The following is an 11,874-nucleotide window of genomic DNA, read 5'->3' on the forward strand; positions in this document are numbered from 1 at the left end:
GGCGGGGGGCCGACCGCAGCGGGGGCGGGCGAGCGGACCGCCCCCACTGCCTCCAGGATCAGGCGCGCAGGCCGATCCGTGCCGCCGACATGCCGAAGCCGGAGCCGAGGACGCCGGTGGACAGCGCGTCGCCCGGGCGGTGGAGGTCCTCCTCACGGTACCGGCGGGTCATCCGGTGCCAGTGCAGCACCCCGGCGAGCCAGTTGCGCAGCTCGGCGACGTACCCGTCGAGCCCGGCCCGGGCGGCGGCGTCCAGCTTCCAGTCGTCGTAGAGCACGGGCAGCAGCTGCGCGGCGGTGTGCTCGAACTCCTCGACGCGCCGCCTCATCAGGGAGTGGCAGATGTGCAGGGCCTCGGGGTAGCCGATGCCGAAGAAGGTCCGGGTGACGAGGACGTGGTTGTGCACCTCGCCCTCGAACTCGACCTCCTTCTGGTAGGAGAAGATGTCGTTCACGAGGCAGCCGACGTCGGCCGCCGCGTTCTCCAGCGACCGGATGGTCCCCGACCGGTAGATCTCCTCCGGAATGCCCCGGCCCTGCCGGCCGAGCCGGCACATGTACATGGTCAGCTGCGAGCCGAAGGTGTGGCGGCGCATCTCCGCGTAGTCCACCGGGTCCGGGACACGGCGGTGGAGCTGGTTCTCCACCTCCCACACCCAGCTCTCCAGCATGCTCACGACGGTGGCACGGAACTCCGCGCGGACGGCCGGGGCCATGTCCCGGCTGGTGCGCAGCCACAGGTCGGCGAGTCCGCGTTCCATCACGGTGACCGGCACCACCGGTTGCGTGCCGTCCACCGGCATCATCGAGATCAGCCGCGCGGTCGTGGCCTTGGCCGCCCCGAGGTTCCCCGACTGGCCGAACACCACGGGGTAGTAGTCGTCCGCGTACGTTCCCCACGTCAGCCAGCACGCGTTGAGCAGCAGCTCCTCCGCGGTGGAGTCCGGGGCGATGCCGGCCGAGCAGAGGGCGAAGTCGTAGCCGCGCATCTTCTGTTCGTTCCAGATCGCGGAGCCCGGGTCCCCGGGCTGGGGTTCCAGCATGCCCATCCGCCGGGCCCATTCCACCGCGCCGCGGCGGGCGTGTTCCAGGTGCGGGCTGAGGGACAGCTCGAAGGGCATGTTCATGTCGGGGATGACGGACGGGCCGGTCTTCTCGAAGGGCACGTGGCCGAAGGAGCGCCGGCGCAGCTCCACCGAGCGCCGGGTGCAGACCGAACCCAGGTCGAAGGCGCTGGTGCCGAGCCCGCTCGGGCGGAAGGGCAGGGCCGGCCGCCCCGTGGCCCGGGCACCCTCGTTCATGTACCGGCTGGAGACCATGTGCCATTCGTGGCCGCCGGACTGCCAGTCCTGCAGCCCCTTGGCGTAGGCGAGTACGGCCGCGACCTCGGGCGGGCTCAGGGCGTGGTCGGCGAAGAGCCGGGGGAGTTCCGTGAGCGCGGTCTGCTCGAACTGCTGGAGGCGGGAGGTGATCAGGTCGTTGGAGATCTCGGCGGCCTCCTGGGTGGAGCAGCCGAGGAACGTCTCCAGCACCAGGATGGCGTTGGACAGTTCGCCCTCTTCCTCGACCTCCCGCTGGTAGGAGAAGATGTCGTTCCTGACGTGCACGGCGTCGGAGAACGCGTCGCGCAGGACGCCCAGCGGGCGCGAGTGCGCCACGCGCGCCGGGACTTCCGCCGCGACGTACTCGACCAGGCCGGCCGACCAGGGCGCGCCGCCCACCTTGCGGCGCATCTCGATGTACTCGAGGGGGTTCGCCACCCGGCCGATGCCGATGTTGGCGAGCTCCCACATCGACTCGTCGAGCAGGTTCCTGGTGGACAGGGAGAACCGTTCCCGCCAGTCCGCCGACATGGCCGGCACGGTACGCGCCCACAGGTCGGCGAGCCCGGCTTCGACGGGGTTGGTGGCCTCGGGGAAACCGTTCGCCAGGTCCATCGGCATGAAGGCGGCGAGCCGGTCGAGGTAGGCCTTGGCGCCCGCACGGTCCCGGGAGCGCTTGAACGTCTCCAGGAAGTGGTCGTCGAAGAAGAAGACCCACACGTACCAGTCGGTGACCAGCGACAGCGCCTCACTGCCGCAGTCGGGGTGCGTGTACGAGCACAGCAGCGCGTAGTCGTGCGAGTCGAGGTCCCGCTCCTCCCAGACGCCGGAGCCCTCCAGCATTCCCAGGCCGCGCGCCCAGCGCTTGGTGTGGACCCTCGCCTCCTCCAGGTGGGGGTTCAGGCGCGCCGGGTAGGGCACGTAGAACTCCGGCAGTTGAAACGGCTGCGTCACTGCGGGGCCGGCCTTTCGTCACGGATGCGGGGACCGGTCCTCCGCCCCCCGCACGAGATCAGCACTGCCCTACCCCCGGCGCCCCCCGGTTAAGGAGGAGTTCACCGCTTCAGGTGACGCACACGCCGTTCCGCGACCCGCTGCGGTGTGTGTGTGGATCGATGCACGGGGCGGGGGAGGCGGCGCGCCCGGCCCTCGCGGGCCCCGGCCGGAGACGCTCCCCCCGTACCATGTGCCGTCGGGCGTGGGAGGGTGGTGTGGTGGTGTCTTCTGCCGAGCTCGCCAGGATCGCCGGCCGCCCCCATGCGTCCCCCGAGGGGCCGTTGTCGGCGTTCTACGTCGAGGTGCGGGCGTGGAACGAGGCGGAGGTCTTCGCACGACGCCTGCGGGAGCTGGTCGGGGCCGGCGTCAAGGCCGCCCTGGAAGCCGACTTCGGGGCCGAGAGCGTCCCGGAGGCCGACGTGCCCGGCTGGGCTGCCGAGGCCTGGGCGGAGGCGGCTCCGAGGTACGCGGCTCACCGGGGGGACGAGGAGTGGACGGTCCAGGACCTCCTGTACGCGTTCCAGCCGGGCCAGCGGAGCTGGTCCTGGTGGGACGTGACGGCGGAAGCCGGAAACGTCGTGTGCGTGTGGGTCGACGCGCGGGGCGAGGCGGTCTACGGCTGCGAGGAGCTGCGGTGGATGGTCTACGCGGCCGGCGCGCGGTCAGTGGTGGGGCCGTTGGTGCGGGAGGCCGCGGAGTGGCAGCGGGCGTCGGGCGTGAACCCGGTCTGAGGGAGGGCTGACGGGTTCGTCGTGCGCATCACGGCGGACAGGCCGTCCTCCTCGCCGTGGGCGGGGGGACGGCCTGAACGTGCTCACCGGACGGCGTCAGTCCGAGTCGGCTTCCAGGTTGCCCTCCGTGTCCAGGTAGACCTGGCGGAGGGATTCGAGGACCTGCGGGTCCGGCTTCTCCCACATGCCGCGGGACTCGGCCTCCAGGAGGCGTTCCGCGATGCCGTGGAGGGCCCACGGGTTGGCCTCCTCCAGGAAGGCGCGGTTCGTGGGGTCGAGGACGTACGTTTCCGTGAGCTTGTCGTACATCCAGTCCGCGATCACGCCCGTCGTGGCGTCGTAGCCGAAGAGGTAGTCGACCGTCGCCGCCAGTTCGAAGGCGCCCTTGTAGCCGTGGCGGCGCATCGCCTCGATCCACTTGGGGTTCACCACGCGGGCGCGGAAGACGCGGGAGGTCTCCTCGACCAGGGTGCGGGTCTTGACCGTCTCCGGGCGGGTGGAGTCGCCGATGTAGGCCTCCGGGGCCGTGCCGCGCAGGGCGCGGACGGTGGCCACCATGCCGCCGTGGTACTGGAAGTAGTCGTCGGAGTCCGCGATGTCGTGCTCGCGGGTGTCGGTGTTCTTGGCGGCGACCGTGATGCGCTTGTACGCCGTCTCCATCTCGGTGCGGGCCGGGCGGCCCTCCAGGCCGCGGCCGTACGCGTAACCGCCCCAGACCGTGTAGACCTCCGCCAGGTCGGCGTCCGTACGCCAGTCGCGGGAGTCGATCAGCTGGAGGATGCCGGCCCCGTACGTGCCCGGGCGCGAGCCGAAGATGCGGGTGGTGGCCTTGCGTTCGTCGCCGTGCAGGGACAGGTCCGCCTGGGCGTGGGCCCGGATGAAGTTCGACTCCGCGGGCTCGTCCAGGGAGGCCGCCAGCCGGACCGCGTCGTCCAGGAGGCCGATGACGTGCGGGAACGCGTCGCGGAAGAAGCCCGAGATGCGCAGGGTCACGTCGATGCGGGGGCGACCCAGCTCCCCGAGGGGGATCGCCTCGATGCCGGTGACGCGCCGGGAGGCCTCGTCCCAGACCGGGCGGACGCCGAGCAGCGCGAGGGCTTCCGCCACGTCGTCGCCCGCCGTGCGCATCGCGCTCGTGCCCCAGAGGGAGAGGCCGACCGAGGCCGGCCACGCGCCGTCGTGGTCGTCGCGGTAGCGCGTCAGGAGGGAGTCGGCCAGGGCCTGGCCCGTCTCCCACGCGAGGCGGGAGGGGACGGCCTTCGGGTCGACCGAGTAGAAGTTGCGGCCGGTGGGGAGGACGTTCACCAGCCCGCGCAGGGGGGAGCCGGACGGGCCGGCGGGGACGAAGCCGCCGTCCAGCGCCCGGACGACGTGCGCGATCTCGTCCGTGGTGCCGGCCAGGCGCGGTACGACCTCGTGGGCGGCGAAGGCGAGGATGTCCGAGACGGCCTGCGGGTGGCCCGCCGAGACCGCGGCGACCGCGTCCGGGGACCAGTCCGCGTCCTCCATGGCCTGCACCAGGGCGCGGGCCGTCTCCTCCACGGTGTCGGCCGCGGTGCGGGTGGCTGCCGATTCGTCCAGGCCGAGGGCCTCGCGCAGGCCGGGCAGGGCGGAGGTGCCGCCCCAGATCTGGCGGGCGCGGAGGATCGACAGGACCAGGTTGACGCGGGCCTCGCCCGTCGGGGCGCCGCCGAGGACGTGCAGGCCGTCGCGGATCTGGGCGTCCTTGACCTCGCACAGCCAGCCGTCGACGTGCAGGAGGAAGTCGTCGAAGCCGTCGTCGTCGGGCCGCTCGTCCAGGCCCAGGTCGTGGTCGAGCTTCGCCGCCTGGATCAGCGTCCAGATCTGGGCGCGGATGGCCGGAAGCTTGGACGGGTCCATCGCGCTGATCTGCGCGTACTCGTCCAGGTGCTGCTCCAGGCGCGCGATGTCGCCGTACGACTCCGCGCGGGCCATCGGCGGCACCAGGTGGTCGACCAGGGTGGCGTGCACGCGGCGCTTGGCCTGCGTGCCCTCACCCGGGTCGTTGACCAGGAACGGGTAGACGAGCGGCAGGTCGCCGAGCGCCGCGTCCGGGGCGCAGGACGCCGAGAGGCCGGCGTTCTTGCCCGGCAGCCACTCCAGGTTGCCGTGCTTGCCCAGGTGGATCATCGCGTCGGCGCCGAAGCCGCCGTCCTCGGCCGCGGCCTGGATCCAGCGGTACGCCGCCAGGTAGTGGTGCGAGGGAGGCAGGTCCGGGTCGTGGTAGATCGCGATCGGGTTCTCGCCGAAACCGCGCGGCGGCTGGATGAGGATCAGCAGGTTCCCGCGGCGGAGCGCCGCGAGGACGATGTCGCCCTCCGGGTTCGAGGAACGGTCCACGAACATGTTGCCCGGCGCCTCGCCCCAGTGCTCCTCGACCTGCTCGCGCAGCTCCGCGGGCAGCTCGGCGAACCAGCGCCGGTAGTCGGCGGCCGGGATGCGGACCGGGTTGCGGGCCAGCTGCTCCTCGGTCAGCCAGTCCTGGTCGTGGCCGCCGGCCTCGATCAGGGCGCGGATCAGCTCGTCGCCGTCGCCGGAGACCAGGCCGGGGATCTCGGTGACCGGGCCGAAGTCGTAGCCCTCCGCGATGAGCGTGCGCAGGAGTTCGACGGCGCTGGCCGGGGTGTCGAGGCCGACCGCGTTGCCGATGCGGGAGTGCTTGGTCGGGTAGGCGGAGAGGACCAGCGCGATCCTCTTGTCGCGCCGCTCGATGTGGCGCAGGCGGGCGTGGCGTACGGCGATGCCGGCGACGCGGGAGGCCCGCTCGGGGTCGGCCACGTACGCGGGCAGGCCGTCCTCGTCGATCTCCTTGAAGGAGAACGGGACGGTGATGAGCCGGCCGTCGAACTCGGGGACGGCGACCTGGGTGGCGGCGTCGAGCGGGGACAGGCCCTCGTCGTTCTCCTCCCAGTTGCCGCGCGAACCCGTCAGGCACAGCGCCTGGAGGATCGGCACGCCGAGCCCGGCCAGGGCGCCCGCGTCCCAGGACTCGTCGTCCCCGCCCGCGGAGGCGGTGGCGGGGCGGGTGCCGCCGGCCGCGAGCACGGTGGTGATGATCGCGTCGGCCGGCTCCAGGGCCTGGAGCAGCTCCGGCTCCGGAGTGCGCAGGGAGGAGACGTACAGGGGGACGGGCTGCCCGCCCTTCGCCTCGATGGCGTCGCAGAGGGCGTGCACGAAGGCGGTGTTGCCGCTCATCTGGTGGGCGCGGTAGTAGAGCACCGCGACGCGCGGGCCGGCGGGGGCCGCGTGCGGGGTGCGCTCCAGGGGGCCCCAGGTGGGGGAGGTGGCGGCCGGCTCGAAGCCGTGGCCGGTGAGCAGCACGGTGTCGGAGAGGAAGCGCGCCAGCTGCTCCAGGTTGGCCGGGCCGCCGTGCGCGAGGTAGCGGTGCGCCTCGGCGGCGATGCCGATCGGGACCGTGGAGGCCTCCATCAGCTGAGCGTCGGGGGCCTGTTCGCCGGTCAGCACGACCACCGGGCGGGTCTGGCCGGGCGCGAGGAGGACGTCCAGGCCCTCCTGCCAGGCGCGGAGCCCGCCGAGGAGGCGTACGACGACCAGTTCGGCCCCGTCGAGGAGACCGGGGAGGTCGTCGAGGGGAAGGCGGGAGGGGTTCGCGAACCGGTACGGCACGGGGCCGCCGGCGGTGTTCGCGGCGCGGGCGCTGAGCAGATCGGTGTCGGACGTCGACAGCAGCAGGATCATGCGGCGGCAGGCCTTCCTCGGGGTTTCCGCGCCCCGGGCAGTGAGGACAGCGGGAGTTCCTGACTCACCCGGCCGATCGCTCCGCGGGGTTCACAGTGGCGGGACCGCGCCGGAATCGCACCGGGCTTCCTCCCATGTCGCCGTCCTCGGCGATGACGGGCCGAGCGGTCCGTCGGAAGGTCATCTTAGGCGGCCTTTTCCCTGGCCGGGAGTGGGGGTGGGGTGGGCGGCGGTGGTGGGGCCCGGGGTGGGGGACGTGGCGGGGGTGGGCGGGTGCCGGGTGCGGGTGCGGTGGGGGTGCGCTGCGCGGGCTGCTCCCCGCCCCACCCTTCGCCCGTTCCCCGGGGCTTCGCCCCGGACCCCGTGTTCGGGGGCTTCGCCCCGGGCCCGCGTAGGTTCTGCGGGGCTTCGCCCCGGACCCCACCCCCAGGGCTTCGCCCCGGACCCCGTGTTCGGGGGCTTCGCCCCGGGCCCGCGTAGGTTCTGCGGGGCTTCGCCCCCGCCCTCACCCCCGTGGGCTTCGTTCCGGACCCCGTGTTCGGGGGCTTCGCCCCCGGACCCCGTGCTCGGGGGCTTCGCCCCCGGGGCCCCGTGGGTTCTGTGGAGCTTCGCCCCGGGCTCCGCGGGTTCCACCGGGCTTCGCGCCCCCGCCCCACGGGCTTCGCCCCCGCCCCCACGGGGCTTTGTTCCGCTGTTCTGTGGGTTTTTCCGGGGTTTCGCCCCGGGCGCCACGGGGTTCGTCTGTGGAGTCACGTCGGATTTCCGGGGCTTCGCCTCCCCGGGCGTCGGGCCTCAGGTGGCGGTGGGGGTGTGGGGGTTCGGGGTGGCGACGGACACAGGTCGGGGGTGGGGAATCGTGGGTATGCTCGCGGCCATGCCCCAGCCCCCTTCCGCCGCATCGCGGGACGAACCCGTCATACGCGACCGCGGCGACGCCTGCCCCGGCGCGCTGCGGCTGCACGCCGCCGACGACGGGTACCTGGCGCGCGTCCGGATTCCCGGCGGGCTGCTCACCGTCCGTCAGGCCGCCGCGCTCGGGCTCGCCGCCGACCGGTTCGGGGACGGGCACCTGGAACTCACCTCGCGCGGCAACGTCCAGCTGCGCGGCCTCACCGACGACTGCGGCGCCGGGCTCGCGGCGCTGCTGGACGGCGCCGGACTGCTGCCCGCGCCGAGCCACGAGCGGGTGCGCAACATCGTGGCTTCGCCGATGGGCGGCCCCCAGGTCGTGCACTGGGTGCGCGAGCTCGACCGCGTGCTGTGCGCCGGCGCCCGGGCGGCCGCCCTCTCCGGGCGGTTCCTGTTCGCCCTCGACGACGGCCGCGGGGACGTCGCCGCCCTCGACCCCGACGTGACCGTGCTCGGCCGCGCGGACGGGCGGGCGCTGGTGCGGCTCGGAGCGGCCGCCGAGGCCGTCGCCGTCGCCGCGGCCGACGCGCCCCGGGCGGCGCTGCTGGCCGCCGAGTACTTCCTCGACGCCGCCGACGCCGCCGGGACCCGGGCCTGGCGGGTCGCCGAGCTGCCCGACGGAACGGGCCTCGACGCCGCAGAGTTCGCCCTGCGGCTGGCCGCCGCCGGGATCGACGCGGCCCGCGTTCCGGAGGTGGCGTGGCCGCACGGGCAGCCGCCGCGGCCCGGCGGGGCCGGCGACGCCCTGTGCGTCCTGCCGCCGCTCGGCCGGATGGACTCCGCCCAGTGGCGGGTCCTCGCCGACGTCGCCGCCTCCGGTGGCGGCGAGCTGCGCGTCACGCCCTGGCGCAGCGTCATCCTCCCGCGGGGCGAGGCCCCTTGGCCCGCCGACGCCGGCGCCCGGATCCGGGCCGCCGGCCTGGTCACCGCCGCCGACAGCCCCTGGCGGTCCGTCACCGCCTGTACCGGCAAGCCCGGTTGCGCCAAGTCCCTGGCCGACGTACGCGCCGACGCGCGTGCCGTCGTCACAGGCTCGGCGGGCGAGCTGCCCGTGCACTGGTCCGGCTGCGCGCGCCGCTGCGGCCATCCGCGCGGCACCGCCTGGGTCGACCTGGTCGCCACCTCCGACGGGTACGAACTCGACGGGCGGCCCACCCCGTACGACCGTCTGGCGGCCGTCCTCACGGCCGCACGCACCACCACAACACCCGCATCGCAGTGAAGAAATGAGCGAGTACACCGTGTTCGAGTACGAGAAGGACGGCGCCGCGATCTACCGCCAGTCCTTTGCCACGATCCGCGCCGAGGCGGACCTCTCCGGGCTTCCCGCCTCGGTCGCCCAGGTCGCGGTGCGCATGATTCACGCCTGTGGCATGACCGACCTCCCCCAGGACCTCGGCTACACCCCGGACGTCGTCCTGCGGGCCCGCGCCGCACTGCACGCCGGCGCGCCGATCCTGTGCGACGTACAGATGGTCGCCAGCGGTGTCACCCGCAAGCGGCTGCCCGCCGGCAACGAGGTCATCTGCACCCTCTCCGACCCGGCCGTGCCCGCGCTCGCCGCGAAGACCGGCACCACGCGCAGCGCCGCCGCACTCGAAGTCTGGCGCGACCGGGGCCTGTTGGAGAACGCCGTGGTCGCCGTCGGCAACGCGCCGACCGCGCTGTTCCGGCTGCTGGAGATGATCGAGGAGGGCGCCCCGCGTCCCGCCGCCGTCATCGGCGTGCCCGTCGGCTTCATCGGCGCCGCCGAGTCCAAGGACGCCCTCGCCGCCCACCCCTCGGGCCTCGACCACCTGATCGTGCGGGGCCGGCGCGGCGGCAGTGCCATCGCCGCCGCCGCGATCAACGCGATCGCGAGCGAGGAAGAATGAGCCGTCAGGACGACAAGGGCAAGCTGTACGGCGTCGGGCTCGGGCCCGGCGACCCCTCCCTCATGACCCTGCGGGCCGTCGAGGTGATCGCCGAGGCGGACGTCGTGGCGTACCACAGCGCCCGCCACGGCCGCTCCATCGCCCGTTCGATCGCCGCGAAGCACCTGCGCTCCGACCACGTCGAGGAACCGCTGGTCTACCCGGTCACCACCGAGACCACCGACCACCCGGGCGGCTACCAGGGCGCGATGGAGGAGTTCTACGAGGCCTCCGCCGCCCGGCTGGCCGCCCACCTGGACGCCGGCCGCACCGTGGCCGTCCTCGCGGAGGGCGACCCGCTCTTCTACGGCTCGTACATGCACATGCACAAGCGGCTCGCGGACCGGTACGAGGCCGAGGTCATCCCCGGCGTCACCTCCGTCAGCGCCGCCGCGGCCCGCCTCGGCACCCCGCTCGTGGAGGGCGAGGAGGTGCTCACGATCCTGCCCGGCACCCTGCCCGAGGAGGAGCTCACCGCGCGCCTCGCCGCCACCGACTCGGCGGTCGTGATGAAGCTCGGCCGTACCTTCCCCGCCGTCCGGCGGGCCATGGAGGGCAGCGGCCGGCTGGCCGAGGCCCGTTACGTCGAGCGCGCCACCATGGAGGGGGAGCGGACCGGGGCCCTGGCCGAGACCGACCCCGACAGCGTCCCGTACTTCGCCGTCGCCGTCGTGCCCAGCCGGATCGGGAACCCGGGCAGCGTGCCCCCGGGCCCCGGCGAGGTCGCGGTCGTCGGCACGGGCCCGGCCGGGCCGCTGTGGCTGACCGCCGAGACCCGGCGGGCGCTGGCCGACGCGGAGGTGCTCGTCGGGTACACGACGTACCTGGACCGGGTGCCGGTCAAGCCGGGCCAGATCCGGCACGGCTCCGACAACAAGGTGGAGTCCGAGCGCGCCGAGTTCGCCCTCGACCTCGCCCGGCGCGGCAAGCGGGTGGCCGTCGTCTCCGGCGGTGATCCCGGGGTCTTCGCCATGGCAACGGCGGTCCTGGAGGTGGCCGGCCAGGCCCCTTACGAGGACGTGCCGGTACGGGTGCTGCCGGGGGTGACCGCGGCCAACGCGGCGGCCGCCGCGGCCGGGGCCCCGCTGGGCCACGACTACGCCACCCTCTCGCTCTCTGACCGGCTCAAGCCGTGGGAGGTCATCGCGGAGCGGCTGCGCGCCGCCGCCGCGGCCGACCTGGTGCTCGCGCTGTACAACCCGGGCTCGCGCAGCCGGACCTGGCAGGTCGCCAAGGCCCGGGAGCTGCTGCTCGAACTGCGGGCCCCGCAGACCCCGGTGGTCGTCGCGCGGGACGTGGGCGGCCCGGAGCAGTCGGTGCGCGTCGTGACGCTGGCCGAACTGGAGCCGGCCGAGGTGGACATGCGCACGATCCTGCTGATCGGTTCCTCGCAGACGCAGGTCACGCAGCGGCCCGACGGCTCGCGGGTGACGTGGACGCCGCGCCGCTACCCGTGACGTGAACGCGCGGCACGTGCTGTGCCGCGGCGCGTGCTGTGCCGAGACGTGCGGCCCGGGGAGCCCGGGCCGCACCGCCGGCTCAACTCGGGCAGCCCGCGAGGGCGTCGGGGCAGCCCTGCACGGCCGCGGGGTCGACGGTGAGCAGCTGCCACGACAGCACCGCGGCCGGGGGCGAGTCGTCCTGCGCGGTGGGCTCGACGTGCACGGTCAGCGCCGGGCCCGCCGGGAGGTTCAGCCGCGTCACCTCCCCGACGGTGCCGCAGGCCACGTCGAACGGGCGGTCCGCGGAACCGCCCTCGCGCGACAGCACCACCGTCACCCGGGGGCTTTCCTCGCTGTCGCAGGCGAGGTCCAGGCGGTACGGGCCCTCGCCGCCGGCCTCCAGGGTCTTGTCCAGGCCGCCGGCGAGGAAGCCGGTGCCGCGCATCGTCACGCGGCCGTCGCCGACTTCCCTGCCCAGGGCCTTGTCGGCCCGCTGGAGCGCGTCGTCGGGCTCCCACACCCGGGGCGCCGCTTCCTGCCCGCTGCTGCTGCCGCAGCCGGTGACGAGCGTCGCGGCGGCGAGGATCAGGACGAGGGAGTGACGTATCCGCATCCCCTCAGCCTAGAGGGTGCAGCCGGGCCGGTGGCGGCGGGCGCGTGGACGGCATCCGGGCCGGTGGGAGGCGGGGCGCGCAGGCGCCGGCCCCACGAAGCGGAGGCCCGACGCGGCCCCGGAACGTCCGCCTCCGAGGCCTGCGCCGGGGCGTCCGAACGCCCCGGGCCCGGCGGAGCCGGTACGCCTCTGACCGGGGCGGAGTCGGTACGTCTCGGGCCGGGTGGAG

The 11,874-nt window shown here is 74.2% G+C and carries 7 protein-coding genes and 1 riboswitch; of the genes, 4 read left to right on the forward strand and 3 right to left on the reverse strand.

Going from position 1 to position 11,874, the window contains the following annotated elements; genetic code table 11:
* Positions 1-58: 58 nt before the first annotated feature.
* Positions 59-2,275, reverse strand: a complete 2,217-nt coding sequence (locus tag ACZ501_RS33875; protein ID WP_468800441.1) for a terpene synthase family protein — start codon at positions 2,273-2,275, stop codon at positions 59-61.
* Positions 2,276-2,538: 263 nt separating this feature from the next.
* Between ACZ501_RS33875 and ACZ501_RS33880 the strand changes: the two genes are divergently transcribed.
* Positions 2,539-3,048 carry a hypothetical protein gene (locus ACZ501_RS33880; RefSeq protein ID WP_468800444.1) on the forward strand — a complete coding sequence of 170 codons (510 nt, stop codon included), beginning with the start codon at positions 2,539-2,541 and terminating at the stop codon, positions 3,046-3,048.
* Between the two features lie 96 nt (positions 3,049-3,144).
* On the opposite strand, the gene cobN is transcribed toward ACZ501_RS33880, so the two are convergent.
* Complete coding sequence (cobN, locus tag ACZ501_RS33885; protein WP_361603592.1) at positions 3,145-6,768, reverse strand: cobaltochelatase subunit CobN; 3,624 nt, start codon at positions 6,766-6,768, stop codon at positions 3,145-3,147.
* A gap of 53 nt (positions 6,769-6,821) precedes the next feature.
* Positions 6,822-6,921, reverse strand: a riboswitch (cobalamin riboswitch).
* Positions 6,922-7,630: 709 nt separating this feature from the next.
* Between cobN and cobG the strand changes: the two genes are divergently transcribed.
* The 3 genes from cobG to ACZ501_RS33900 are packed head-to-tail and all read left to right on the forward strand — an operon-like array spanning position 7,631 to position 11,047.
* Positions 7,631-8,899 (forward strand): precorrin-3B synthase, encoded by a 1,269-nt coding sequence (gene cobG / locus ACZ501_RS33890; RefSeq protein WP_468800501.1) that lies wholly within the window; start codon positions 7,631-7,633, stop codon positions 8,897-8,899.
* Positions 8,900-8,903: 4 nt separating this feature from the next.
* Complete coding sequence (locus tag ACZ501_RS33895) at positions 8,904-9,551, forward strand: precorrin-8X methylmutase (protein ID WP_361610066.1); 648 nt, start codon at positions 8,904-8,906, stop codon at positions 9,549-9,551.
* Positions 9,548-11,047, forward strand: a complete 1,500-nt coding sequence (locus ACZ501_RS33900) for a precorrin-2 C(20)-methyltransferase (protein ID WP_361610067.1) — start codon at positions 9,548-9,550, stop codon at positions 11,045-11,047. Before ACZ501_RS33895 ends, ACZ501_RS33900 begins: the two co-directional genes overlap by 4 nt.
* Positions 11,048-11,129: 82 nt before the next feature.
* Here ACZ501_RS33900 and ACZ501_RS33905 read toward each other — a convergent pair whose 3' ends face one another.
* Positions 11,130-11,645, reverse strand: coding sequence for a hypothetical protein (locus ACZ501_RS33905; protein WP_468800447.1), 516 nt, complete (start codon positions 11,643-11,645; stop codon positions 11,130-11,132).
* Positions 11,646-11,874: the final 229 nt, after the last annotated feature.

It is taken from the genome of Streptomyces sp. NPDC034085 (genome assembly GCF_055575555.1).

Bases quoted from the DNA above. Each gene is read 5' to 3' on its own strand.
- cobN (WP_361603592.1), bottom strand. From the start codon at position 6,768: ATGATCCTGCTGCTGTCGACGTCCGACACCGATCTGCTCAGCGCCCGC.
- cobG (WP_468800501.1), top strand. From the start codon at position 7,631: ATGCTCGCGGCCATGCCCCAGCCCCCTTCCGCCGCATCGCGGGACGAA.
- ACZ501_RS33895 (WP_361610066.1), top strand. From the start codon at position 8,904: ATGAGCGAGTACACCGTGTTCGAGTACGAGAAGGACGGCGCCGCGATC.
- ACZ501_RS33900 (WP_361610067.1), top strand. From the start codon at position 9,548: ATGAGCCGTCAGGACGACAAGGGCAAGCTGTACGGCGTCGGGCTCGGG.
- ACZ501_RS33905 (WP_468800447.1), bottom strand. From the start codon at position 11,645: ATGCGGATACGTCACTCCCTCGTCCTGATCCTCGCCGCCGCGACGCTC.